The following is a 23589-nucleotide window of genomic DNA, read 5'->3' as shown; positions in this document are numbered from 1 at the left end:
CCGATCCTGCAATCCGCCTCGCCCGACAAAAAGCGGGTCGGTCTTTTGAGGAACCTCGGGGCTTGCCAACGGTTAGGAAGATGCACCGCATTGCATGAATCCAAGGGGACTGCCGAGGCCCCCGGGACATCGACTGGCCAAAGTGCCGTTGAGCAGCTTGGGCGATTGTGGCGGAGGCCCGTAGGAGGAGCAAAAAATGCTCGATCTCTCCCATGCCCGCAACCAAATGGTCGACATTCACCTACGCCGCCGTGGCATTCGCGACCGCAATGTCCTTCAGGCGATGCGCGAGGTCCCGCGCGAGGCTTTCGTCGAGCCCGGTTTTGAAGAATTTGCCTATGAGGACGGGCCGCTGCCGATCGCCGAAGGTCAGACGATATCGCAGCCCTACATCGTTGCGTTGATGATCGAAATGGCCGAGGTCGGAGCCGGTGACCATGTTCTCGAGGTCGGCACCGGCTCGGGCTATGCGGCTGCCGTAATGAGCCGGATCGTCGAACGTGTCTACACCATCGAGCGCCACGCCGCGTTGGCTGAAACGGCAAGGCAGCGGTTTAAAAAGCTTGGCTACGACAATATTGAAGTCCGCACTGGCGACGGCACCAAGGGCTGGCCAGAGGCTGCACCCTTCGATGCGATCCTGGTTGCCGCCGCTGGCCCCGGCGCACCGCTCGCGCTGCAGGAACAGCTCGACGTCGCCGGCCGGCTTATCATCCCGGTCGGCGACGAATTCGACGCGCAGCGCCTGCTCAAGGTCACCCGGACCGGCGCAGCAACTTACACCGAGGAGGATTTCGGCGGCGTGCGGTTTGTTCCGCTGATCGGCGAGCAAGGCTGGGGCGAGCCAGGCAGCGACAGCCAGATAGCGGCCGATCTTCCGCACCGGCATCAGCGCAGGAGCAGCCTGCCGCAGATGATAGCGGCCGCCGCCGAACCGCTTCCGGATTTCGACGATCCGGCCTTCGGTGCGCTGTTCGACCGGTTTGCCGACCGCCGCGTCGTCTTGCTCGGCGAAGCCAGCCACGGCACGTCGGAGTTCTATCGTGCGCGCGCCGCGATCACGCGCAGGCTGATCGAGAAGCATGGCTTCACCATCGTCGCGGTCGAGGCCGACTGGCCCGATGTGGCGGCGATCGACCGTTACGTCCGCCACCGGCCACCACGGCCGGGCGCCGATCCGCCGTTCCAGCGCTTTCCCACCTGGATGTGGCGCAACACCGACGTCGCGGCGTTCGTCGACTGGATGCGAGAGCATGATGAGCGGATCAGGATATCCTCCCGGCGGGCCGGGTTCTATGGCCTCGACATCTACAATATGGGCGGGTCGATCGCGGCGGTCCTGCAATATCTCGACCGGGTCGATCCGCAGGCGGCAAGGATCGCACGCGAACGCTACGGCTGCTTGACGCCGTGGCAGAACGACCCGGCCACTTATGGCCGTGTCGCACTCACCTCCGGCTACCAGAAATGCGCACCATGTATTATGGCGGCGCGCAATCCTGGAACCTGCGCGACACCCACATGTTCGAAACGCTGGAGCACCTGCTGCAGGCCCGCGGCCCGAACGCCAAGGCGGTGGTGTGGGCGCATAATTCCCATATTGGCGATGCCCGCTATACCGAGATGGGGATCGTCAGGGACGAATTGAACATCGGCCAGCTCTGCCGCCAGCGTCTTGGCGACGAGGTTGCCTTGATTGGGCTCAGTACGCATTCCGGGACGGTGGCCGCTGCCACCGACTGGGACGGCGACATGGAAGTGAAACCGGTTCGGCCTTCCCACAACGACAGCTATGAGCGGCTTTGCCACGACAGCGGCGTCTCGCCTTTCCTGCTCGATTTCGAGCGCGACGACACGCTGCGCCAACGGCTTCTGGAGCGCCGGCTGGAACGCTTTATCGGCGTCATCTATCGGCCCGAGACCGAGCTGCACAGCCACTATGCGGACGCCTCGCTCGCCCGCCAGTTCGATGCTTTCGTCTGGTTCGATGAGACCAATGCCGTGACGCCGCTTGGGCCGGAGCATGCGGGGACAGGCCTTCCCGAGACTTATCCTTTCGGGCTGTAGCGAATCTGGACCTTGGGGAAGCGGACAATCGAAGGAAGGAGGTCACCAATGGCCGGAAAGAAGACTCATGAGCAGCAATTGCGCATCATCGAAGAGCGCGAGAACACGAAAAACGCCGGCAAGGATTTCGACGCGGAAGCGGATTTGAAAAAGACCAGGCAAGAGCGCGAGGCGTTCCGGCGCGGTGCCGAGCTCAGATCGGACCCGAAGGATATTGCCGATCCCGACGATCGCAACATCATCCGCGGCGAGCACCAGGAAAGCGCCCACAACAAGCATCGCGCCGACCGCTGAACGGCCGGATCGCTTGACGTTAAGACAATACGATGCCGGGTACGTCCCTTGACCTTAATCCCTGGGGCTATTCGGCAAAAAATGTCGCGGCGACAGCAATTGAGACGAGGCTCAGCATTGCCAGGCCTGCCCTGACCACATGCGAAGCCTCCCAGACGTTGCGCAAATCTCTCCAGTCGCCGGTCTGCTTTCGAGAGAACATTGAAAAAAACGTCGCGGCGGATTTCGGCAGGACAGTGTCTTGCACCCAGAAATTATTGACGGGGTGGGTGACCAACCAATAGGTCGCGTGCTCCGCCAGCAATGAGACAAGCGCCGCCAAGGTCCACCAGAATCGGGCGCTTGGATAGGGCGTCAGGTAAAGCAGGACGGCGAGTGCAATGATGCCGCCGATCTCGGCGAACCCGCCGATCGTGAAGCCGGGATAGTAGATCGCCTGCACTGATCTGTAGGTGGCCTCCTTGAGGCGCAACTTGCCGGGCAATTCCAAAGCGTGCGCGAGCGAGAGCGCCATCGAGACGGCGACCAACAGAAGCGTGGCGATCGTCAATGCGCGCATGTTCCTGCTCCCGACCATGCGCTCGTGGTGCGCGCGTAGATAGGGTGGTTGGTGATCCTGAAAAGGCGCCCGACTTCGCCGGCAGGCTGTTCGGTCATTCCCCGATCTGGCTGGTCGAGCGTTCGTGGAGCCTGGCGCCGGTCTGCGCGTCGACCGCGACCATGCTGACCTCGTAGCCCCAGAGCTTGCGGATGTGGCGCAGCGTGGCGTCGCGGCTGCCGCCTTCCAGCACGATGCCGTCCTTGACCTTGTGCTGCAGGCGCAGATGCCGGTCGCCGAGCAGGTCCACATCCACCACCTGGATGTCCGGCCGGCTGGCGCCGATGTCGTAGCTGTGGGCGAGTGCGCTGCGGATACTCTCGTAGCCGCGCTCATTGTGTATCGAGGCGACTTCGTAATGGGGGTCGTTGGCAGCGTCGGCAAGCACAAAGAACCGCCATTTCCGTATCAGGGTAGGGCTCAGATATTGGCGGATGAAGGACTCGTCGCGATGGTTGGCCCAGGCGTCCAGCAAGGTCTGGCGCCAGTCGCCGTTGCCGGCGATATCGGGGAACCAGTCGCGGTCCTCGGCCGTCGGCGCGGTCGAGATGCGCTGGATGTCCTGCATCATGTCAAGCCCCAGCGCGTAAGGGTTGATACCGGAAAAGCGCGGATCGTCGAAGCCCGGCTGGAAGATCACGTTCGAATGGTTGCGCAGGATCTCCAGCATGGCACCTTCGCCGATCAGCCCGCGGTCGAACAAAAGGTTCATCAGCGTGTAATGCACGAAGGTGGCGCAGCCCTCGTTCATCACCTGCGTTTGGCGCTGTGGATAGAAATACTGCGCGATAACGCGGACAATCCGGATAACCTCACGCTGCCACGGTTCCAGGATCAGGCTGTTCTTCTCCAGGAAATAAAGCAGGTTCTCCTCGGGCAGGTTGAGCGATTTCTTGCGCTCCGCCATGGTGTCCGTCTCGCGAACCTTGGTGCCGTCCTTGGACGGCGGCAGCGTGCGCCACAGATCGTTGTAGGAGCGCTCCTCGTATTCCAGGCGCTCGCGAAGGCCCTCGCGCTGCTTTTCCGACGACAGCTTCGGCGGCCGGTGATATCTGAACACGCCCTGTTCCATCAGCGCGTGTGCGGCATCGAGGATCTCTTCCACCGCATCGACGCCATGCCGCTCTTCGCAGCGGGCAATATAGCCCTTGGCGAAGTCGAGATAGCTGAGGATGGCGCCGGCGTCCGTCCACTGCCGGAAAAGATAATTGTTCTTGAAGAAATGGTTATGCCCGAGTGCTGCGTGCGCCGTCACCAGGGCCTGGAGGGCCATGGTGTTTTCCTCCATCAGATAGACGATGCAGGGATTCGAATTGATGACGAGTTCATAGGCGAGCCCTCGCCCGCCTTTGCGATAGAGCAGTTCCTGGTAGAGGTAGTGCTTGCCGAAGGACCAGTGCCGGTACATCAGCGGCATGCCGACCGAAGAATAGGCGTCGAGCATCTGTTCGGACGAGATGATCTCCATCTGTACCGGATAGGTGTCGAGGTGGAGCTCTTCGGTGGCGATCGCCTCGATGGTCTCGTAGGCGCGCGACAGCGTCCTGAAATCCCAGTCGGAACCGGAAAACAGCAGCCCGGATCTGCTCGCCATCAGCCCCCTCTTTCACCGCTCTTTTGATAGCCCGGCTGTCTGGCGAAGAGCTGGCGGAAAACCGGGTAGATGTCGGCCGCGGTGGCGATGCGGCTCATCTGGAAGTTCGACCATCTCAGCTTGACCGCACTGTAGGCACGCCATAGCGACGTGCCGTTGTCGGTAGCGCCGAAGATGTGGCTCTCGCGCTCGTCGAGGATCTCGACATAGGCGAAATACTGGCACAGCCGCATGATCTGTTCGTCGAGCAGGGCGATGCAGCGCTCGGAATCGGTGACGAAATTGTCACCGTCCGAGGCCTGGGCGACATAGATGTTCCATTCGCGGCTGGGATAGCGTTGCTCGACGATGCGGTGCATCTCCTCGAGCGCGGTGGAAACCACCGTACCGCCGCTCTGGGTGTTGTAGAAGAAGGTTTCCTCGTCGACCTCCTGCGCCTCGTGGGTGTGGCGGATGAAGACCACCTCGGTCCGGTCGTAGCGCCGCTTCAGGAACAGGTGCAGCAGCACGAAGAAGCGCTTGGCCAGATCCTTCTCGCGTTCGCCCATCGAACCGGACACGTCCATGAGGCAGAACATCACCGCGTTGGCGTTCGGCACCGGCTGTGCGTCGAAGCGGTTGAAGCGGATATCGACCGGGTCGACATAGGCGATCCGCTTGCGGCGACGCTCCAGTCGATCGAACTCTTCCTGCAGCGCCACGATGCGCTGGCGCATCTCGACGTTTTGCGGCTTCGCCTCCAGCGACGCAATCTCCTGCGCGATCGCATCGAGGTCCTCCTGCTTGGGACGCCTGAGCGCTATGCGGCGGCCATGGCTGTTGCGCATCGTGCGCCCGACATTGATGTTGGTCGGCGAGCCGGTCGCGGCGAAGCCGGCCCGGCGCGGCTTGAAGGCGAGGATCTCCTTGAGGTTGAGCTTGACCATGTCAGGCAGTTCGAGGTCTTCGAAAAAGAGGTCGAGCACCTCTTCGCGCGACAGCACGAAACGGAAATCGTCCTCCGATTCGGTTCTCCCCGGGGCGGACCCCATGCCGCCGCCCTGGCCGGGCTTGGGCAGCCGGTCGCCTGGGGAGAAATGCTTGTTGCCGGGCAGGACGTGCTGGCGGCTGCCGCTGTTCCTGGCATCGTTGAAGCTCGGCTCGCCGGTGCCCCGCGCCGGCATCGAAACGGCATGCTCGGCGTCCACGTCGGCGATCTTGCCGGTGCGGATCTGATCGCGGATCGTGCGCTTCAACTCTTCGCGCGCCCGCCGCAGGAAACGCTGCCGATTGCCGAGGCTTTTGTCCTTCGGGTTCAGTCGGCGATCGATGAAGATCGGCATATGTTACCCCGGGCTGGCTTCAACCCGCCTTGTTCACCCGCATGTACCAGTCCACCAGCCGGCGAACCTGGCGTTCGGTGTAACCGCGCTGGATCATCCGCTGCACGAATTCGGTATGCCGCTTCTCCGTCACGCTGTCCTGCTTGGAGCCGAAGCTGATCACCGGCAGCAGGTCCTCGACCTGCCCGAACATCCGCTTCTCGATGACTTCGCGCAGCTTTTCGTAGCTCGTCCATGACGGGTTGCGGCCATGGTTTCTGGCCCGCGCGCGCAGCGTGAACTTCACCACTTCATTGCGGAAGTCCTTGGGATTGGCGATGCCGGCCGGCTTTTCGACCTGCGACAGTTCGTTGTCCAAAACCTCGCGATTGAGGATCTGGCCGGTATCGGTATCCTTGTAGTCCTGATCCTCGATCCAGGCATCGGCATAGGCGATGTAGCGGTCGAACAGGTTCTGGCCGTATTCGCTGTAGGATTCCAGATAGGCCTTCTGGATCTCGTGGCCGATGAACTCGGCATAACGGGTGGCCAGCTCCGACTTTATGAAATCGAGATAGTCCGCCTCTGTTTCCTTCGGGAACTGCTCGCGCTTGATCGCCTCTTCCAGGATGTACATCAGATGCACCGGATCGGCGGCCACCTCTTCGGTGTCGTAGTTGAAGGTCTGCGACAGGATTTTGAAGGCGAAGCGGGTGCTGACGCCGGTCATGCCTTCATCGACACCGGCGGCGTTTCGGTACTCCTGGACCGACTTCGCCTTGGGATCGGTTTCCTTGAGGTTCTCGCCGTCATAGACGCGCATCTTGGTGTAGAGCGGCGAATTGTCGTGTTCGGCCAGGCGGGTCGAGACGGTGAACCGGCTGAGGATGTCGAGCACTTCCGGAGCGCAGGGGCTGTTAGCCAGTTCGCTTTCGCGCAACAGCTTCTCGTAGATCTGCCGCTCTTCGGTGACGCGCAGGCAATACGGCACCTTGACCACCAGGATGCGGTCGAGGAACGCCTCGTTGTTTTTGTTGTTCTTGAACTGCAGCCATTCCGATTCGTTGGAATGGGCAACGATGATGCCCTGATAGGGGAAAGCGCCGAAATTCTCGGTGCCGTTGTAGCTGCCTTCCTGGGTGGCGGTCAGCAGCGGATGCAGCACCTTGATCGGCGCCTTGAACATCTCGACGAATTCGAGCAGTCCTTGCGTCGTCCGGTTCAGCCCGCCGCTATAGGAATAGGCGTCCGGATCGGACTGGCTGAAGTTTTCCAGCTGCCTGATGTCGACCTTGCCGACCAGGGCCGAAACGTCCTGGTTGTTCTCGTCGCCCGGCTCGGTCTTGGCGATGCCGATCTGGCGAAGCCTGGACGGCATCAGCTTGACGACGCTGAATTTGGAGATGTCGCCGGACAATTCGTCGAGACGCTTGGCCGCCCAGGGCGAGATCAGGCCGGTCAGCCGCCGCCGGGCGATGCCGTATTTGTCCTCCAAAAGGTCGCCCATGCGGTCGGGATCGAACAGCCCGAGCGGCGATTCGAAGACCGGGCTGACCTGGCCGCCGACCTTCAGTGTATAGATCGGACGCTGCTCCATCAGCCTTTTCAGCTGCTCCGCAAGCGAGGACTTGCCGCCGCCGACTGGGCCGAGGAGATAGAGGATCTGCTTGCGTTCCTCGAGCCCTTGCGAGGCATAGCGGAAATAACCGGCGATACGCTCGATCGTATCCTCCATGCCGTAAAAGTCGGCGAAGGTCGGATAGATCTTGATCGTCCGGTTCGAAAAAATACGGCCGAGCCGCTCGTCCTTGCTGGTATCGACAAAGGTCGGCTCGCCGATCGCCTCGACCATCCGTTCGGGTGCCGAGGCGTACATCGACTTGTCCTCGCGGCAGGCAAGCAGATATTGCTGGAGGCTTATCTCCTCCTGCGCCGCATTCTTGTAAACCTCGGAAAACAGATCGAAGACGTCGGATTGATTCTCACGCATGGTATTCCTAGCCCCGGAGCCGATGTGGCTGCATGTTTGTCTCTTGAACAACCAAATGTTGGAAAGCCCTTGTGGTTCCCTTCACTTCGCAGAGAGTGCATGTGACCGAACGATAAGAGTCTAGATAAGGGCATCCTGAGTGCAGACAAGGCGTGGAACGTCCTGCTCGCGGCACAAAATCCTGAATCGCACGACGTCCTGCGGGCGACATCCAACAAGACGGAGGAACGGTTCGGGTCCTTTCCGGTTGTGAGGGAAAGGAGACGGTCGATGTCTGGGAATAGTTTGTGGTTGCTCGTTGTTGCAGGCGGTCCACTGCTGCTGGCAGTCCTGATCGCCTACGCCCTGCTCACGCAGCGCCGTCGCGGCCCGGCGGAGCGCAGGGAAAGCGAGCGTGCGACCGAGCGCCTGTATCAGGAAAAGAAGGACTGACCGACGGGATCGCAGCTCAGCTGCCGGCAACCGCCAGCCCGGTCGCTTTTTCGGCGCGCAGCAGCATGCCAAACAGGTCGCGCGGCTCATCGGGATCGGCCAGAAGGTCTAGTTCCTCGTAAAGGCCGGTCCGCTGAAGCTGATCGCGGACGTAGCGCAGCGCGGAAAAATCCTCGATCGCAAAGCCGACGGAGTCAAACAATGTGATCTGTCGGGCATCCGTCCGGCCTGCTGCCTTTCCTGTCATCACCTGCCACAATTCGGTGAGCGGGTGATCCGCATCGAGCTGCTGGCTCTCGCCTTCGATGCGCGTCTGCGGCGGATATTCGACGAAAATGTCCGAGCGCAGCAGTATGTCGCGATGCAGCTCGGTCTTGCCCGGGCAGTCCCCGCCAACCGCGTTGATGTGCACGCCGGATCCAACCATGTTGTCGGTCAGGATTGTTGCCGACCGCTTGTCGGCGGTGACCGTGGTGATGATCTCTGCACCTTCGACGGCTTCCTGCGCCGACGCGCAGAGCTTGATGTCGAAACCCATGCCGGCAAGGTTCTTCATGCATTTCGCCGAGGCCGCCGGGTCGATATCGTAGAGACGCAGCCTGTCGACGCCAAGCAGCGCCTTGAAGGCAATGGCCTGGAATTCCGATTGCGCGCCATTGCCGATGATCGCCATGCACCTGGCGGCCTCTGGAGCGAGGTATTTCGCCGCGACCGCCGAGCTTGCGGCGGTTCTGAGCGCCGTCAGGATGGTCATTTCCGAAAGCAGCATCGGATAGCCATTGCCGACATCGGCAAGCACGCCGAAAGCGGTCACGGTCTGGCGGCCGTCACGCGTATTCTTCGGATGCCCGTTGACGTATTTGAACCCGTAGAGCTGCCCGTCGCTGGTCGGCATCAGCTCGATGACGCCGTCAACGCTGTGCGAGGCGACGCGCGGCGTCTTGTCGAACAGCTCCCAGCGCCTGAAATCCTCTTCGATATAGGCGGCAAGCTCGAGCACGAAGCGCTCGATGCCGATGGCAAGCACCAGCTTCATCATGCGGTCGACGCTGACGAACGGGACGATGTTCAAATTGACGGTCATGGCTCAGAACCCCCTCGTCGGGCGATCCATGATCCGCCGGCCCATCAGGCTCGCGGTCAGGTCGACCAAAAGCGTGGCGGTGCGGCCGCGTTCGTCGAGAAAAGGGTTGAGCTCGACCAGGTCGAGACTGGTGACGAGGCCGCTGTCATGCAGCATTTCCATTGCCAGATGCGCCTCGCGGAAGGTGGCGCCGCCGGGAACGGTGGTGCCGACCGCCGGGGCGATCGACGGGTCGAGAAAATCGACGTCGAGGCTGACGTGCAGCATGCCGTTGGCGGCGCTCACCCGTTCGAGAAAGGCGCGAAGCAGTTGCGCAATGCCGTGCTCGTCGATCGAACGCATGTCATGGACCGTCACGCCGGCTCTGCGCAACGCTTCCCTTTCCGCCAGGTCCACGCTGCGGATCCCCAGCGCACATATGCGAGCCGGGTCCACCTGCGCTGCAAGGCGGGGGAAATAGCCCTCGAAGCCGGGCTGCCCGCTGGCATAGGCCAGCGGCACACCATGCAAATTGCCGCTGGTGGTCGTGTCGAGCGTATGAAAATCGGGGTGCGCATCGAGCCACAGCACGAAGAGCGGCCGGCCGGCATTCGCCGCCCGGCGGGCAATGCCGGCGAGCGTACCGGCCGAAATGCTGTGGTCGCCGCCGAGAAAGATCGGCATCGCATCGGCGCTCGCGGCATAGGCCGTTTCGCTGATTGCTGCCGTCCAGGCGGCAATTTCCGGCAGCGCCTTCACCGCCGCGTTGCCGTGTACGACAGGACGCATGTCGGCCGGGACGATCGTTCCGAGGTCGGTCAGCGTATGGCCGAGCTCGGTCAGTGCGGTGGCCAGGCCGGCCGTGCGCAGCGCACTCGGCCCCATCTCGCAGCCCATGCGGCCTGAGCCGGCCTGGATCGGTGCGCCCACGATCGTGCAATGCATTCTCATACCCCGCCAATTACGATGCCTTTATTGAACCTCGCATCGCTGGCAGAATGAACATGTCAAATTGGCAAATTTGTCGAAATGCCTTAGCATAATGGCATCATCTACTTCCGTTGTGAGCAACCATGGACCAGCTCGACGAGCAGATCATCACCTCTTTGCGGCACGACGCCCGGCGCAGCATTTCCGATCTTGCCGTCGGCCTGGGTGTCTCCCGGGCAACGGTAAGGTCCCGGATCGAGCGACTTGAAAGGGACGGCGTCATCGTCGGCTACACCGTCATTCTGCGCGCCGACGCGGTCGATCAGCGCGTGCGTGGCATCATGATGATCGAGATCGAAGGCCACGCCGCCGATCGCGTCATTCGGGCGCTGGGTGGCTTCTCCGAGGTCTCGACCATCCATACCACCAATGGCCGCTGGGATCTGGTGATAGAACTCGGAACCCAGACCCTGAGCGAGTTCGACGCGGTGCTGAGACGTATCCGCCTGATCCCCGGAATTACCGGCAGCGAAACAAGCCTGCTCCTGGCAACGCCACGCACCACCAAGGCTCGGCTGTGATCCTCGAGGAACTGCGCTTGACCTGCGGCGGTAACGAAATCCGCCAAGGAACCTTCAATTGCCGCCGCGGTTAGAGCAATTCCAGTAAAAGTGTGGAACGGTTTTCCGTTCGAATGCGTCAAAACGAAAAGATAGAGCGGTTCAGCGTTTCCGGAAAACGACGAACCGTTCTAAGCCCGGACAGGCCTCCTTCGAGGGAGAACAATCATGGCTCACGCCCAGCAGGAACTGGTCGAATTCGTTATCAGCAAAGCCTTCAATCCGGTCATGCGGGCCAAACCGGACGGAAAATCCGATGCCGAGCGCAAGACGCTCGAACATGTCCAGCAAGCCACGAAGACCGACATAGAGCGCTATCGCCGTTACGGCTCGGCCGAGGAGGTCGCGACCAATTTCAAGCGCGACCTGAATTCCGACGCTGCCAAAAAGTTGCACGCCCAGCTGCGGCGACTGCATCTGCCGACGATCGAGGACATTCGTGACGACTTCGAGGACAAGGCCCGCAAGCTCGGGGTCAAGGCCTCGTCGTAGATCCGCGACCGGTCGCCCCGGTGATGTCCGTCAGGCCGTCATCACAATCCGTCCTTGGTCGGAGGCCACCCTGACCGAGCTGTCTCGGGGATGTTGTCCGACGTCAGCTCGCCGCGATAGAGCTTTTCAATCGCTTCATAGGCCTCGCTTTCGTCGAGACCGGAAAGCGGCAAGCCATCGACCACGACGGCTTCGTCGCTCTCGCTGTCATAGACCTCCCAGAGGCCTTCCGGATCCTGTCGTTTGTCGTAAACGGTTGGCATGGCCATTTCCGTAACCACTCCGGCAGGCAACGCCGCTATTGCACGCCCGCCACCCATTTCAGGGCCTGGGCCTTTTCTGACTTGCTGCCTGCCCGAAACAAACTCGGGCCATTTGTGGATGTTCTATGCCGGAGGCGTGCTTGACTTCAACCTGACATGGCTAGAATCGGCCGGCTTCTCCGATCGGCCCTCGGATCGCCTGGGTCACGACGGTGTAACGCGTGATTTGACCCTCCTCCGGGTCCTCCCCGTGGAAATGGATTGCCGCGTTCGGCGGCAGCCGCGCAGTGCTGCCGAACTGCTTGACGGCGGAGACATGCACGATCTGCATGTCGGGGTCGCGCGTCATGGCGTCCATCGCTGCCAGCTCGGCGCTGCTGCTGCCACCGATCCGCCAGCTGGCTTCCAGCACACCCGATCGCCAGATGCCCGAGGAATCGACACCTTGGCCGATGTCGTAGTTGCGTCGCGAAGCGAAGAATCCTGGATAACCATCCATCGCTGCGTCATAGGTCCTCGCCTGCGCCACGGCCAAACCCAGCGCCGGAGATAATCGCAGCTCATCCAGCGCCTCCCATCCGCCGCGCACCACAACCAGATCGGATCCGCCGTAAACGGGCTGTCCGTCGTTGTCGGTCGTCGTCCGCTGGGTGCCGTAATAGCTGATCGACAATTCGTCGATCATGGTTCTGCCAACGCTCAGCGTAACGATGTCGCGAAGCTGCGTTTCGAGAACAAGGCCGTATTCGCTTAGCTCAGACGATGGATATTGGTCCAGCAGCCTTTCGACATCGCCGACTGTCGCGGCGGTGTGCTGGTCGCGGCCCCGCGAAGCGCGCGGTGGCTTGAACCGGACCAGCCCGAGCTCCAGCAGACGTTGCGCTGCGCGCAGCGCGTCATGGCGTGAAAATGCAGTGTAGCCGGGCAGTACGGCCGCGGCGACGGCGCTGCCGAAGCCGGCGGGCCATTCTTTTGGCCGTGCCGCCGATCCGTCCACCAGCTCGTGGGTTATGGCCTTGGTGGTTGCGAGGCGCCAAGGCACCACCCCGCCGAAGAGATCGTCGGGCCCGTTTATGCCCAGTTGAACCGCATCGGCAGCAAGCAGGCTGTCGTCCGGCACGAAATACAACCCGCCCCTGTCACCGCCACCTTCACGCAGGCCCTCGCGGAAGGAAAATCCCTTCAACGCTGCAATCGTGCGCGCGACGGCAGCGACGGTTTCCCGTTCATGGGCGTAGATGGTCTCGCCGCCCGGCGCAGAGAATGCGACCACAACACCTTTCGCCCCGCTTGGTTGCTTACCGCTTAGCCCGGTCATGTCGCGCCCTTCGTCCATTGCCGAGCCCATTGCCGTTTCCGCGGCAATGCGTCCGAACCAAAAAACCCGTTGACGCGGCGAATGTTCCGGCCAACGGCCGGCTGCGGGTTTGACCGGGTGGCTGCCCGGAGCTTCTTGCGGTCGACGTCGAGACGCTGCGTCCCGGCGAGAAGGCTGCGGTGGACAACGTGCTGAACGAGGCCGCCCCACACGTCCTGGGAGACGCCGAGCTCGTGGGAACATTCGAACGGGCTTGAGACCGGAGTTCGCTGTCGCATGAACTGCGGCCGATGGCCGGAATAATCGCTAAATCAGCGGTTCATGTTCATGATCGCGTTCATCGGCATCAAATTGTGGTCGAGATTGGCCATGATCCAGATCGAGCCGCCGATCACCAGAGCTACAATCAGCACGCCGAAGGCAAGCGCCAGGGCGTTGTTGGTGTTGTCCGGTCCCGTCGTGATGTGCAGGAAGAAGACGAGATGCACGCCCATCTGGGCGATCGCCAGCACGACCAGCGCCACCGGAACGCCGGGTGCCCATACCAGGTCGGCTCCGGGCAACCAGAACGAGGCGATGGTCAGCAGCGTTGCCAGCCCGAGGCCGATCACATAGCCACGTAGCCCGGATCCGACGTCGGTGTCGCCGAGGTATTCGTCACCCGGCGCCGTATCGATGTCGTAGCGCTCCAGGCCATGGGTGTCGCGCCGTTGCGCGTGGCGATCATCCGCATTGCTCATCGACTTGCTCCCAGGAGATAGACCACGGTGAACAGCGCGACCCAGATGATGTCGAGGGCGTGCCAGAACAGGCTGAAGCACATGAAACGCCGAAGAATATCGTCGCGGAATCCCTTGGCGAAGATCTGCGCCATCATCGTGAGCAGCCACAGCAGCCCCGCCGTGACGTGAAGGCCATGGCATCCCACCAGCGTGAAGAACGCCGACAGGAAAGCGCTGCGCGTCGGTCCGGCACCACTGGCAACCATATGCACGAACTCGCGCAATTCGAGCAGGATGAAGCTGGCGCCGAGCACGAAGGTGACAGTCATCGCGACATAGAACCAGGAGCTTCGCCGCGCTGTCACGGCAAGGCCGGCGAGACCGCAGGTAAAGCTCGACAACAGCAAAGCGGCCGACTCGATCGCGACGTTGCGCAAGTTGAACAGCTCGGCCCCGCTTGGTCCGCCCGCCGTCTTGCCCGCCAGCACGGCATAGGCCGCGAAGAAGGCGGAGAACATCACGATGTCGCTCAGAAGGAAGATCCAGAAGCCATAGCCGACGACGATCCGGATCGGGGCCGGGCCGCCGGGTGCATGGCCGTGCCCGCCATGAATACGGTAAGGGTCACGCTCTCGAACGTCTATCGCGGTCATGGCCTTGGCCCCGTGTAGGTAGCCAGTGCCTCGCGGCGCGCGCTTCGGTTGGCGCGGTCGATCCGGGCGACTTCGGCGGCAGAAATGACGTATTCGGGTTTGTCGCGCCATGCGAATACGACGAAGGTAGCGAAAGCACCGAGCGCGCCGAGCGCCACCATCCACCAGATGTGCCAGATGAGAGCGAAACCCATCACGGTCGCAAAGAAGGCGCAGATGAACCCGGTGGGACTGTTGCGCGGCATCTCGATCGGCTCGTATTCAGGCTCGTCGCGCAGGCGGTTTTGCTCGCGTGCCCGCTGCTTGATGCTCCAGTAGGGCTCTTCGCCCTCGACGTGCGGAAGCGCGGCGAAGTTGAAGACCGGCGGCGGTGAGGTCGTGGCCCATTCCAGCGAGCGCCCGTCCCAGGGATCCCCTGTGGAATCTCGAAGCGCCGCACGCTGCCGGATGCTGACGACGAGCTGTATGATCTGCGCGACCACGCCGGCGGTGGTGATGATCATGCCGGCGCCGGCAACCAGCACCCAGGGATACCAGGCCGGCACGTCGAAATGCTGCATGCGGCGGGTCATGCCGAGCAGGCCGACGGCGTAGAGCGGCACGAAGGTGGCATAGAACCCGATCAGCGTCAGCCAGAAGGCCAGCTTGCCCCAGCCCTCGTGCAGCCGGAAACCGAATGCCTTGGGAAACCAGTAGGTATATCCCGCGAAGGCGCCGAACAGCACGCCGCCGATGATGACGTTATGGAAATGCGCCACCAGGAACAGGCTGTTGTGGAGCAGGAAATCGGCCGGCGGCACCGCCAGCAACACGCCCGTCATGCCGCCGATGACGAACGTCACCATGAAGCCCAGCGACCACAGCATTGGGGTCGCGAAGCGGATGCGGCCGCCATACATGGTGAACATCCAGTTGTAGATCTTCACGCCGGTACCGACAGCGATGACGCTGGTTGCGATGCCGAACGCAGCGTTGACGTCGGCGCCGGCGCCCATGGTGAAGAAGTGGTGCAGCCACACCATGAAGGAAACGATGCAGATGAAGAGTGTCGCGGCCACCATCGAGCGGTAGCCGAACAGCGGCTTGCTGGAGAAGGTGGAGATGACCTCCGAGAAGATGCCGAACGCCGGCAGGACGAGGATGTAAACCTCGGGATGGCCCCAGGCCCAGATCAGGTTCACGAACATCAGCATGTTGCCGCCGGCTTCGTTGGTGAAGAAATGGAAGCCGAAATAGCGGTCGAGCGTCAGCATCGCGAGCGTGGCGGTGAGGATCGGGAACGCGGCGACGATGAGCAGGCTGGCGGCGAGCGAAGTCCAGCAGAACATCGACATCCTGAGGTAACTCATGCCGGGCGCCCGCATCTTCAGGATCGTGGTGACGAAATTGATGCCGGTGAGCAGCGTTCCGACACCCGCTATCTGCACCGCCCACAGATAGTAATCGACACCGACGCCCGGCGAGTAGGCGGTCTCGCTGAGCGGCGGATAGGGCAGCCATCCGGTGCGTGCGAACTCGCCGATCACCAGCGAGATGTTGACCAGCAGCGCGCCGGTGGCGGTGAGCCACAAACTCACCGAGTTGAGCGTTGGAAAGGCAACGTCGCGGACGCCGAGCTGCAGCGGCACGACCAGGTTCATCAGGCCGATGACGAACGGCATCGCCCCGAAAAAGATCATGATGGTGCCGTGGGCGGAAAAGACCTGATTGAAGTGGTCGGGCGGCAGATAGCCGGGCGCCTGGAAGGCGAGGGCCTGCTGGGACCGCATCATGACGGCGTCGCTGAAGCCGCGCAGCAGCATCAGCAGCGCCAGCAGCGTGTACATCACGCCAATCCGCTTGTGATCGACGCTGGTGATCCATTCGCGCCACAGATAGGGAAAATGGCCGGCCAGGAAGACCCAGGCCAGCACGCCGAGGATTGTCAGGGCGACGACCGCCGAGGCGATCATCGGCAGAGGCTGATCGAACGGAATGACGTCCCAGCTCAATTTTCCGAGCATTGTCAACCTCCTGTCTTGGGCGATACGCCCGGCTCGGGGCGATCGGCCTGGGGACCGGGCGCGGGCGGAACGCCCTGCGTCGCGATTTCATGGAAAAGGTCCGGCTCGACCGAGCGATAGGTTGAAGGTGGCACGTCGATGCTCTGTCTGGCTAGTTCGTGGTAGCTGGCCTTGTCGAGTGCCTGTCCCCGGCTTCGCGCCGAATTGACGAACGCGTCGAAGGCATCCGCTGCGACGGCATGCAGCACGAATTGCATACCTGGAAAACCGTCGCCGCTGAAATGGGCCGACCGCCCATAGAATTCGCCGGGCTGATCCGCCTGCAGGTGAAGCTGCGTCGTCATGCCGTTCATCGTGTAGATCATGCCGCCGAGCTGAGGCACGAAGAACGCATTCATCACGCTTGCCGAGGTGAGCGAGAAATGCACCGGCCTGCCCGCCGGCACCACAAGCTGGTTGATGCTCGCGACATTCTGCTCGGGGTAGATGAACAGCCATTTCCAGTCGAGCGAGACGACCTGCACCTCAAGCGGCTTTTGCTGCGAATCCAGCGGCTTCATTGGATCGAGGTCATGCGACCCGATCCAGATGATGCCGCTCAGAAACAGGATGACGAGGATGGGGATCGACCAGACCACCAGTTCGATGCGTCCGGAATAGGCCCATTCCGGCAGGTACCACGCTCTTGTGTTGGTTTCCCGGAACCACCAGGCAAAGCCGAGCGTCGCCACGATCGTCGGGATGACGATGGCCAGCATGATAGCAACCGAATTGAGCAGGATCGTCCGCTGCGCCGCCCCCACCGGCCCTTGCGGATCGAGCACGCCGCCCTGGCAGCCGGCAAGCAGCCCGACCAGCAAGATCGTCGCGCCGAGGCAGCCAAGACGGATGGCGGCACAGTTTCGAACGATCACCCTCAGCAGCATGAGATCTCGCCGTTTCCTGAAAACTGATTGGAACGTTGCAGGCAGCGTGGCTGCCAACCCCGAATGTGCGTGCCGGTGTGCTCCTGGCGACAGTTTCTTCACGCACGCGGCTCCGGCTGGCAGAACCGCATGCCGTGGATGTTGTCGTTAAGCGGTCGACCTGTCGAGAACCCCTCCAAATCCTAACAAACCAGAGCCAAATCCTGAAAAACCAGAGCCAAATCTTAAGAAACCAGGAACAGGACCCAGATCGAAGTTATCGCCAGAAACGTGGCGAATGCCAAGGCGGTAAACCGGTTCATGGCCGCGCCCACGGTTGGTCCATTTAGTCCGCTCCCTGCGACGTGGCTGCTGATTCCAGTGATGCTGCTCCAGATGGCTGCGCCAACCGAACGAATGTTCGTCGCGAAAGTTCCCCAAAAGCCAGATCCATCGCAGCCTTTGGCTGCAGGCCGGCGGCAACGCGATGCGCACCAAGGATGGTTGGGCGGCTTTCTCGCCAAACGGAAGCGAGGACTGGCTTTGCGTATGTAAAAACTACTTGTCTAGGTGAAAATAGTTGCTACTAATCGGCTGGGCCGGCGCATGGCCGCCTCTGGGAGGAATTTCGGGCATGACAAGACTGCGCGGTCTCGCGTGGGATCACCGACGCTGCTGGGGTCCGCTCGACGCCAGCATCGGGCCGTATTGTGCCGGCAATCCCGGTCTTGAGATCGAATGGGACCGCCGCAGCCTCTACGAATTCGGCGAGGGCGCGCTTGGTCCGGTGCTCGGCGCCTATGATCTTGTCGTGTTCGACCATCCGTTCATCGGCGATATTGCCGAAGGCGGGCTGATGGTGCCGTTCGATTTGTCGGCCGAGCAGCGCCGCGGCTTCGAACGGGATTCGGTTGGCGCGTCCTGGCAATCCTACGCAAGGGACGGGCTTCAATGGGCGTTGCCGATCGATGCTGCCTGTCAGGTTGCCTCGTATCGCCCCGATCTGCTGGAGCGCTACGGGCCGCTGCCGCGCAGCCATGACGAGGTGCTGGAGCTCGGCCGGCGCGCCTTGAAGGACGGCAAATGGCTTGGGCTGCCGTTGGTGCCGACTGACGCCATGTGCCTGCTTTTGACGCTGGGTGAGCCCCGGGAAGACGGCGACGAGTTCATCGCCGGGGAAAAAATCGCGCAGGCCGTCGGGCAGTTGCGCCAGCTTGCAGCGCTGTCGCATCCGGATTCGCCGAAATGGAACCCGATCCGCTGCTACGATCACATGATCGCGCATGACGACGTGGTCTACGTGCCGTTCGCCTTCGGCTATGTGAACTACGCCTCTAAGGCAGACAGGCCGTATCTGCGCTTCGCCGACGTGCCGACGCCGCGATCCGCCGGCGCCTTGCTCGGCGGTGCCGGCATCGGCGTCAGCGCTCAATCGAAACACAAGCAGGCAGCCATCGATTACGCGCTGTTTCTGTGCTCGCCCGGCTATCAGCGCGGCGACTACGTGAAATCCGGCGGACAGCCGGGATCGCTGGCGGCGTGGCAGGATGCCGAGGTCAACGCTCTCTCAGGCGGCTTCTTCGCCTCGACGCTGGCGACGATCGAAGCTTCCTATCTGCGCCCGACCCATCCGGGCTTCATCAGCTTCTTCCGCCAATGCGCCCCTCACGCCGCGGCGGCCATCACCGGCGAATTGCCGGCGGCGGAGCTCGCGGACCGGCTGAACCGGCTCTATCGCGAGACCAGGCATGGCCAGCCGCAACGGAGCGTCGCGTAATGGCCACCGATATTGCCCAGATCGTCGACGAAGGCGAAAGCGGCCGCAACGGCTACCGCGTGCCCGCGGTGGAGAAGGCGCTCGACATACTGGAATTCATGGCTGCCAGCGGCGAGCCGCTGACCCAGACCGAGATCGCCACCGGAATGGGGCGCTCCATTCACGAGATCTACCGCATCCTGCTGCTGCTGGAGAAGCGCGGCTACATTTTCCGGACGCAATCGGACCGCTTCCGCCTGTCGCTGAAGCTGTTCGAACTGGCGCATATGCATCCCCCGGTGAACCGTCTGGTCGAATGCGCGCTGCCGGTGATGCGCGGCCTCGCCGCCAATGCCGACCAGAGCTGCCATCTCGTCGTCCGCGAAGGCGAGAGCGCACTGGTCGTGCTGCAGATCGATTCGCCTTTGCCGATGCGTTATTCGGTTGCCCTTGGCTCGCATTTCCCGATCCTCGAAACGAGTTCCGGCGCGGTGCTGCTGGCGCATTCGAGCCGCGCCGAGCGCGACCGCATCGTCGAGCGGATCGTCGCTGCAGGCGAAGGCCAAGGCAGCCGGGCGGAAATCGAAGCGCGGCTGAACGAAGTCGCAAGGCTCGGCTATGAAACGCGCGCCTCGCTGGCTGTCGAGGGCTGCATCAACATCTCGACGCCGGTGCGCGACCATACCGGCGCAGTCATTGCCGCGCTCACCGTCCCGTTCCTGCCGCAAAAGGCCGCGCGCTTCGATCGCAGCACCGTCTTTGAGCGGACTAAGGCGGCGGCCGAGACGATATCGGCGGCGCTGGGCGCGGGCGAAGCTGCCGCCTCTTCACGTGCCGACCCGGAACGGCGGGACTATCCGTTCAGCAACTGACAAGAAATACAGGGAGAAGAAACATGAACTGGTCCAAATCGACGCTGTTTGCCTCGGCGGCCGTGCTGGCTCTGAGCGCCGCCGCGGCACAGGCCGAAAACATGCCGAAGCGCATCGGCTACGTCACCAACTACGCCACGCATGAGTGGTATCAGAACGTCATCAAGGGTATGCAGGCCCGCGCCAAGGAACTCGGTATCGAGCTCGAGGTGCAGGACGCCAATCTGGACGTCGCCAAGGAGGTCTCCGCCGCCGAAGATTTCATGGCCAAGGGCGTCGACGTCCTGATCATCACGCCCGTCAACGAGGAAGGCGTCGTGCCGCTGCTGCGCCAGGCGAAATCCAACAACGTTCCGGTCGTGCTCGAAGGCAATCCGGTCAAGGGCATGACCACCATGGTCGCGATCTGCGACTACGACACCGGCTACACCGCCGGCGTCGAAGCCGGCAAATACGCCAAGGAAAAGCTCGAAGGCAAGGCCAAGGTGATGAATGTCGGCCTGCCGCTGCTGTCCGCCACCGTCCTGCGGTCGCAGGGTTTCATGGACGGCCTGAAGACCATCATCCCCGACGCGGTCATGGTCCACGACCTCGACGGCGGCGGCAATCCCGATCGCGCACTCGAAGTCTCGTCGGCGGCTCTTGCCAAGAACGCCGACATCAACATCATCTACGGCATCAACGATTCCTCCTCGCTCGGCGGCCTTCAGGCCTGGAAAGCGGCCGGCAAGTCGCAGGACGGCCTGTTGACTGTCGGCACCGGCGGCGAAGGCCTCGCCTTCATCAATGCGATGCAGAACGAGCCGTCCTACCGAATCGAGGCCGCGATGTTCCCGGAAAAGGAAGGCTACACCGCCATCGATGCAGCGGTTAAGCTCTTCAACGGCGAAGAGGTGCCGGAACACATCGTCAGCCCGACGGCGCCGATGAACGGTGACGACTGGAAGAAGTTCTACGACTACGATGGCACCACACGCAAAATCAAATGGGATGCCGTCAATGCGCTTCAGCCACCGGAAAAATGCATGAAAACTTCCGCCGATCTCAAGAAGTAGGGATTCCGGGTAGCCCTTCCCGCACGGCGGGAAGGGCAGCGGATCGGATATGCCGACGGAAAAACAGGGCAACCGTCCTGTTTTGGCCGGCAGGCTTCGAAACGGCGACGGCACCGATACGGGCCCGGAGATGAAATGGACATGAGCGAGCTTACGCAATCCTCTGCGCCAAGGCGTTTCATCGGCGGCCAGCTGCTGGGCAGCAGCCAGCTGGTGCTCGGCGTGATCCTGGCCGTGCTCTGCATCGCCATTTCGATTGCGGCGCCGCAATTCTATTCCGAAGCCAACATCATCGCCATCCTGCGCCAATGCGCGCTGGTGCTGATCGTTGCCTCCGGCATGACGATGCTGATCATCACCGCGGAAGTCGACCTGTCGGTCGGTGCATCGCTGGCTTTTGTCGGCTGTATCGGCATGGCCGTGCTCAATTCAACACACAGCCTGACGCTCGGCCTGCTGGCGGCACTCGCCTTTTCAGGCGCGGTCGGTCTGTTCAACGGGCTGGTCGTCACCATGCTCAAGGTGAACTCGCTGATCGCCACCATCGGCACCATGATGATGCTGCAGGGCGGCGTCTATCTGTTCACCCGCGAGGCGGTGCAGAACCACCACCGACTTGCCGGCTTCACCGATCTCGGCGCCGGCTATATCGGCGCGATCCCGCTGCCCGTGGTCGTTGCCGCGGTGATTTTCGCGCTGGCCGCGGCAACGCTGCGCTTCACCACGCTCGGCCGTTATCTCTACGCTGTCGGCGCCAACGAGCGCGCGGTTCGTCTCTCCGGCGTGCGCTCGCAACGCTTGAAAATCTTCGCCTTCGTCGTCACCGGCCTCTGCGTCGGCATTGCCGGCATGATCCTGTCGTCGCTGATGAATGCCGGCCAGCCGACCGCCGGCCGCGGCTTCGAGCTGACGGTTATTGCCGCGGTCATCCTCGGCGGCACCAGCCTGCTTGGCGGCCGCGGCTCGCTGCTTGGCACGTTGCTTGGCGTGCTGGTGCTGAAGGTCATCGACAACGGCATCATCATCCTCGGCTGGAACCAGGATCTGCAGATGGTGGTGCCCGGCATCGTCATCATCCTGGCGACCTATCTCGACATCGTGCGGAACAGAGCCAATGTCGGTTGATTTCCTTCACCCCGGCGAAACCGTGGCTGTCGACAAAAGCGTGCCGGCGCTGGAGATGCGCGGTATCGGCAAGCGTTTTCCCGGCGTGGTGGCGCTGGACAATGTCGATCTGACCTTGGAACCCGGCAAAATCCATGCCCTGATGGGCGAGAACGGCGCCGGCAAGTCGACGCTGATCAAGATCATGGCCGGGGTCTACGGCAAGGATGCCGGCACCATCCGCCTGCGCGGCCGCGAGGCCGACATCAAGTCGCCGCGCGATAGCCTGAAAGAGGGCATCAAGGTGGTGTTCCAGGAGATCGCGCTGATCGCCGAATTCAGCGTCGCCGAAAACATCTTCCTCGAAGGCTATCCGACCGGCAAAGGCGGCTCGATCGACTGGAAGAAGATCCGTGCCGATGCGGCCGCTCTGTTCAAGCGTATCGGCTTCAATGTCGACCCGGCGGCGCGCACGGGATCGCTGCCGGTCAGCCAGCAGCAGATGGTCGAAATCGCCCGCGCACTTGCCCATGAGGCCCGCGTCGTGGTGATGGACGAGCCGACCTCCTCGCTGACGCCGAACGAGGTCTCGCTGCTGTTCACCGTCATCCGCCGGCTGGCCGCGCTCGGCATCGCGGTGCTCTATGTCAGCCACAAGCTCGACGAGGTCTTCGAGATCGCCGACACCGTGACCGTGCTGCGCGATGGCCGCCACGTCTCGACCAGGCCGATCGGCGAGCACACCAACGACACGCTGATCCAGGACATGATCGGCCGGCGCATCGAAAACCTGTTCCCTCGCAAGCGCGGCGCGCCGGGCAGCAAGGTCGCGCTTTCCGTTGAAGGGCTCAGCACCGCCAAGAAGCTGAAGGATGTGTCGTTCGAGGCGCATGCCGGCGAGGTCCTCGGCTTCTTCGGCCTGATGGGGGCCGGCCGGACCGAGCTCGCCAAGGTGATTGTCGGCTTCGATCCGATCACCTCCGGCGCGATTTCGGTCGATGGCAGCCGGCTGCTGCCGCACGACACGCACACCGGCGTCCGGCTCGGCATCGGCCTGCTCACCGAAGACCGCAAGAGCGAAGGGTTGATGGGCGAGTTGCCGGTCTACCAGAATGCCAGCCTCGCCTCGCTCGGCGCCTTCGCCAGGATGGGCTTCGTCGATAAGGCAAGCGAACGCAAAGCGGTGCAGGACTATGTCGACCGCTTCCGCATCAGGACGCCGAGCTTGTTCCAGCAGGTCAAGAACCTGTCGGGCGGCAATCAGCAGAAAGTGCTGATCTCGCGCTGGCTGATGCGCGGTCTCAAGGTGATCGTCGTCGACGAACCGACCCGCGGCATCGACGTCGGCGCCAAGTCGGAGATTTTTGCGCTCATCGACCGGCTCGCCGGCGAAGGCCTGGCGGTCGTCATGATGACGTCCGAAATGCCCGAGCTGCTGGGGCTTGCCGACCGCATCGCGGTGATGTGCGAAGGCCGCCTCACCGCGATCATGTCCCGCGACGAGGCCACGCAGGAGAACATCCTCAATGCGGCGATCGGCTAAGACGATGACGCTTC

The 23589-nt window shown here is 62.4% G+C and carries 21 protein-coding genes and 1 pseudogene; 10 read left to right on the top strand and 12 right to left on the bottom strand.

What is annotated here, in order from left to right; all coding sequences use genetic code 11:
• The first annotated feature begins 196 nt into the window (after positions 1–196).
• Together NKJ12_RS01710 and NKJ12_RS01705 are read left to right on the top strand one after the other, a co-directional pair.
• Positions 197–2067: pseudogene (locus NKJ12_RS01710) on the top strand (protein-L-isoaspartate(D-aspartate) O-methyltransferase).
• A 48-nt stretch (positions 2068–2115) separates the two neighbouring features.
• Positions 2116–2361: a hypothetical protein gene (locus NKJ12_RS01705; protein ID WP_023720508.1), complete on the top strand. Its 246-nt coding sequence runs from the start codon at positions 2116–2118 to the stop codon at positions 2359–2361.
• Positions 2362–2428: 67 nt separating this feature from the next.
• On the opposite strand, the gene NKJ12_RS01700 is transcribed toward NKJ12_RS01705, so the two are convergent.
• The 4 genes from NKJ12_RS01700 to NKJ12_RS01685 all read right to left on the bottom strand — a co-directional run bounded on the left by NKJ12_RS01700 (position 2429) and on the right by NKJ12_RS01685 (position 7844).
• Positions 2429–2920 carry a DUF1772 domain-containing protein gene (locus tag NKJ12_RS01700; protein ID WP_352476945.1) on the bottom strand — a complete coding sequence of 164 codons (492 nt, stop codon included), beginning with the start codon at positions 2918–2920 and terminating at the stop codon, positions 2429–2431.
• A gap of 94 nt (positions 2921–3014) precedes the next feature.
• A complete protein-coding gene (locus NKJ12_RS01695; RefSeq protein WP_352686276.1) occupies positions 3015–4553 on the bottom strand; it encodes a SpoVR family protein in 1539 nt (512 codons plus the stop codon).
• Complete coding sequence (locus NKJ12_RS01690; protein ID WP_352476946.1) at positions 4553–5875, bottom strand: YeaH/YhbH family protein; 1323 nt, start codon at positions 5873–5875, stop codon at positions 4553–4555. Before NKJ12_RS01690 ends, NKJ12_RS01695 begins: the two co-directional genes overlap by 1 nt.
• A gap of 19 nt (positions 5876–5894) precedes the next feature.
• Complete coding sequence (locus NKJ12_RS01685; protein ID WP_254815786.1) at positions 5895–7844, bottom strand: PrkA family serine protein kinase; 1950 nt, start codon at positions 7842–7844, stop codon at positions 5895–5897.
• Positions 7845–8114: 270 nt separating this feature from the next.
• Between NKJ12_RS01685 and NKJ12_RS01680 the strand changes: the two genes are divergently transcribed.
• Positions 8115–8276 carry a hypothetical protein gene (locus NKJ12_RS01680; protein ID WP_254815787.1) on the top strand — a complete coding sequence of 54 codons (162 nt, stop codon included), beginning with the start codon at positions 8115–8117 and terminating at the stop codon, positions 8274–8276.
• Between the two features lie 16 nt (positions 8277–8292).
• Here the strand turns inward: NKJ12_RS01680 and ocd are convergent, their stop codons facing one another.
• Both ocd and rocF read right to left on the bottom strand, forming a co-directional pair.
• On the bottom strand, positions 8293–9360 hold the full coding sequence (gene ocd / locus NKJ12_RS01675; RefSeq protein WP_352701079.1) for an ornithine cyclodeaminase: 1068 nt from the start codon (positions 9358–9360) through the stop codon (positions 8293–8295).
• Between the two features lie 3 nt (positions 9361–9363).
• Positions 9364–10284, bottom strand: coding sequence for an arginase (gene rocF / locus NKJ12_RS01670; RefSeq protein ID WP_352476948.1), 921 nt, complete (start codon positions 10282–10284; stop codon positions 9364–9366).
• 128 nt (positions 10285–10412) lie between these two features.
• Here rocF and NKJ12_RS01665 point away from each other — a divergent pair, with 128 nt between their 5' ends.
• Together NKJ12_RS01665 and NKJ12_RS01660 are read left to right on the top strand one after the other, a co-directional pair.
• Positions 10413–10850, top strand: coding sequence for an Lrp/AsnC family transcriptional regulator (locus NKJ12_RS01665; protein ID WP_352476949.1), 438 nt, complete (start codon positions 10413–10415; stop codon positions 10848–10850).
• 207 nt (positions 10851–11057) lie between these two features.
• A complete protein-coding gene (locus tag NKJ12_RS01660; RefSeq protein ID WP_352701078.1) occupies positions 11058–11381 on the top strand; it encodes a hypothetical protein in 324 nt (107 codons plus the stop codon).
• Between the two features lie 41 nt (positions 11382–11422).
• Here NKJ12_RS01660 and NKJ12_RS01655 read toward each other — a convergent pair whose 3' ends face one another.
• The 6 genes from NKJ12_RS01655 to cyoA form a co-directional block, all read right to left on the bottom strand.
• Positions 11423–11644 (bottom strand): hypothetical protein, encoded by a 222-nt coding sequence (locus NKJ12_RS01655; protein ID WP_352701077.1) that lies wholly within the window; start codon positions 11642–11644, stop codon positions 11423–11425.
• Positions 11645–11804: 160 nt separating this feature from the next.
• Positions 11805–12992 carry a DUF3182 family protein gene (locus tag NKJ12_RS01650; RefSeq protein ID WP_352701076.1) on the bottom strand — a complete coding sequence of 396 codons (1188 nt, stop codon included), beginning with the start codon at positions 12990–12992 and terminating at the stop codon, positions 11805–11807.
• Between the two features lie 281 nt (positions 12993–13273).
• A complete protein-coding gene (cyoD, locus tag NKJ12_RS01645) occupies positions 13274–13702 on the bottom strand; it encodes a cytochrome o ubiquinol oxidase subunit IV (protein ID WP_352701075.1) in 429 nt (142 codons plus the stop codon).
• Positions 13699–14337, bottom strand: a complete 639-nt coding sequence (gene cyoC, locus NKJ12_RS01640; protein WP_352701073.1) for a cytochrome o ubiquinol oxidase subunit III — start codon at positions 14335–14337, stop codon at positions 13699–13701. The genes cyoD and cyoC overlap by 4 nt, the downstream gene beginning before the upstream one ends.
• On the bottom strand, positions 14334–16340 hold the full coding sequence (cyoB, locus tag NKJ12_RS01635; RefSeq protein ID WP_352701072.1) for a cytochrome o ubiquinol oxidase subunit I: 2007 nt from the start codon (positions 16338–16340) through the stop codon (positions 14334–14336). Before cyoB ends, cyoC begins: the two co-directional genes overlap by 4 nt.
• 2 nt (positions 16341–16342) lie before the next feature.
• On the bottom strand, positions 16343–17266 hold the full coding sequence (gene cyoA, locus NKJ12_RS01630) for a ubiquinol oxidase subunit II (protein ID WP_352701071.1): 924 nt from the start codon (positions 17264–17266) through the stop codon (positions 16343–16345).
• A 613-nt stretch (positions 17267–17879) separates the two neighbouring features.
• On the opposite strand from cyoA, the gene NKJ12_RS01625 reads away from it, so the two are divergent.
• The 5 genes from NKJ12_RS01625 to NKJ12_RS01605 all read left to right on the top strand — a co-directional run bounded on the left by NKJ12_RS01625 (position 17880) and on the right by NKJ12_RS01605 (position 23575).
• On the top strand, positions 17880–19022 hold the full coding sequence (locus NKJ12_RS01625; protein WP_352701070.1) for an extracellular solute-binding protein: 1143 nt from the start codon (positions 17880–17882) through the stop codon (positions 19020–19022).
• Positions 19022–19873: an IclR family transcriptional regulator gene (locus NKJ12_RS01620; protein WP_352701069.1), complete on the top strand. Its 852-nt coding sequence runs from the start codon at positions 19022–19024 to the stop codon at positions 19871–19873. Before NKJ12_RS01625 ends, NKJ12_RS01620 begins: the two co-directional genes overlap by 1 nt.
• Before the next feature lie 23 nt (positions 19874–19896).
• Positions 19897–20928, top strand: a complete 1032-nt coding sequence (locus tag NKJ12_RS01615) for a sugar ABC transporter substrate-binding protein (RefSeq protein ID WP_352701068.1) — start codon at positions 19897–19899, stop codon at positions 20926–20928.
• A gap of 141 nt (positions 20929–21069) precedes the next feature.
• Complete coding sequence (locus NKJ12_RS01610; RefSeq protein WP_352701066.1) at positions 21070–22053, top strand: ABC transporter permease; 984 nt, start codon at positions 21070–21072, stop codon at positions 22051–22053.
• A complete protein-coding gene (locus NKJ12_RS01605; RefSeq protein ID WP_352701065.1) occupies positions 22043–23575 on the top strand; it encodes a sugar ABC transporter ATP-binding protein in 1533 nt (510 codons plus the stop codon). The genes NKJ12_RS01610 and NKJ12_RS01605 overlap by 11 nt, the downstream gene beginning before the upstream one ends.
• Positions 23576–23589: the final 14 nt, after the last annotated feature.

Origin of the sequence: Mesorhizobium sp. M0195, assembly GCF_040322115.1 — a bacterium.
Classification (GTDB): domain Bacteria; phylum Pseudomonadota; class Alphaproteobacteria; order Rhizobiales; family Rhizobiaceae; genus Mesorhizobium.
This window is presented reverse-complemented; position numbering and strand designations above follow the sequence as displayed.

What these genes read in the sequence shown, in the direction of transcription:
- NKJ12_RS01665 (WP_352476949.1), top strand. Translation starts at nt 10,413, where the DNA reads ATGGACCAGCTCGACGAGCAGATCATCACCTCTTTGCGGCACGACGCC.
- NKJ12_RS01705 (WP_023720508.1), top strand. Translation starts at nt 2,116, where the DNA reads ATGGCCGGAAAGAAGACTCATGAGCAGCAATTGCGCATCATCGAAGAG.
- NKJ12_RS01625 (WP_352701070.1), top strand. Translation starts at nt 17,880, where the DNA reads ATGACAAGACTGCGCGGTCTCGCGTGGGATCACCGACGCTGCTGGGGT.
- NKJ12_RS01680 (WP_254815787.1), top strand. Translation starts at nt 8,115, where the DNA reads ATGTCTGGGAATAGTTTGTGGTTGCTCGTTGTTGCAGGCGGTCCACTG.
- NKJ12_RS01615 (WP_352701068.1), top strand. Translation starts at nt 19,897, where the DNA reads ATGAACTGGTCCAAATCGACGCTGTTTGCCTCGGCGGCCGTGCTGGCT.
- ocd (WP_352701079.1), bottom strand. Translation starts at nt 9,360, where the DNA reads ATGACCGTCAATTTGAACATCGTCCCGTTCGTCAGCGTCGACCGCATG.
- NKJ12_RS01685 (WP_254815786.1), bottom strand. Translation starts at nt 7,844, where the DNA reads ATGCGTGAGAATCAATCCGACGTCTTCGATCTGTTTTCCGAGGTTTAC.
- rocF (WP_352476948.1), bottom strand. Translation starts at nt 10,284, where the DNA reads ATGCATTGCACGATCGTGGGCGCACCGATCCAGGCCGGCTCAGGCCGC.
- NKJ12_RS01655 (WP_352701077.1), bottom strand. Translation starts at nt 11,644, where the DNA reads ATGCCAACCGTTTACGACAAACGACAGGATCCGGAAGGCCTCTGGGAG.
- NKJ12_RS01690 (WP_352476946.1), bottom strand. Translation starts at nt 5,875, where the DNA reads ATGCCGATCTTCATCGATCGCCGACTGAACCCGAAGGACAAAAGCCTC.
- NKJ12_RS01695 (WP_352686276.1), bottom strand. Translation starts at nt 4,553, where the DNA reads ATGGCGAGCAGATCCGGGCTGCTGTTTTCCGGTTCCGACTGGGATTTC.
- cyoC (WP_352701073.1), bottom strand. Translation starts at nt 14,337, where the DNA reads ATGACCGCGATAGACGTTCGAGAGCGTGACCCTTACCGTATTCATGGC.
- cyoD (WP_352701075.1), bottom strand. Translation starts at nt 13,702, where the DNA reads ATGAGCAATGCGGATGATCGCCACGCGCAACGGCGCGACACCCATGGC.
- cyoB (WP_352701072.1), bottom strand. Translation starts at nt 16,340, where the DNA reads ATGCTCGGAAAATTGAGCTGGGACGTCATTCCGTTCGATCAGCCTCTG.
- NKJ12_RS01620 (WP_352701069.1), top strand. Translation starts at nt 19,022, where the DNA reads ATGGCCACCGATATTGCCCAGATCGTCGACGAAGGCGAAAGCGGCCGC.
- NKJ12_RS01605 (WP_352701065.1), top strand. Translation starts at nt 22,043, where the DNA reads ATGTCGGTTGATTTCCTTCACCCCGGCGAAACCGTGGCTGTCGACAAA.
- NKJ12_RS01700 (WP_352476945.1), bottom strand. Translation starts at nt 2,920, where the DNA reads ATGCGCGCATTGACGATCGCCACGCTTCTGTTGGTCGCCGTCTCGATG.
- cyoA (WP_352701071.1), bottom strand. Translation starts at nt 17,266, where the DNA reads ATGCTGCTGAGGGTGATCGTTCGAAACTGTGCCGCCATCCGTCTTGGC.
- NKJ12_RS01660 (WP_352701078.1), top strand. Translation starts at nt 11,058, where the DNA reads ATGGCTCACGCCCAGCAGGAACTGGTCGAATTCGTTATCAGCAAAGCC.
- NKJ12_RS01650 (WP_352701076.1), bottom strand. Translation starts at nt 12,992, where the DNA reads ATGGGCTCGGCAATGGACGAAGGGCGCGACATGACCGGGCTAAGCGGT.
- NKJ12_RS01610 (WP_352701066.1), top strand. Translation starts at nt 21,070, where the DNA reads ATGAGCGAGCTTACGCAATCCTCTGCGCCAAGGCGTTTCATCGGCGGC.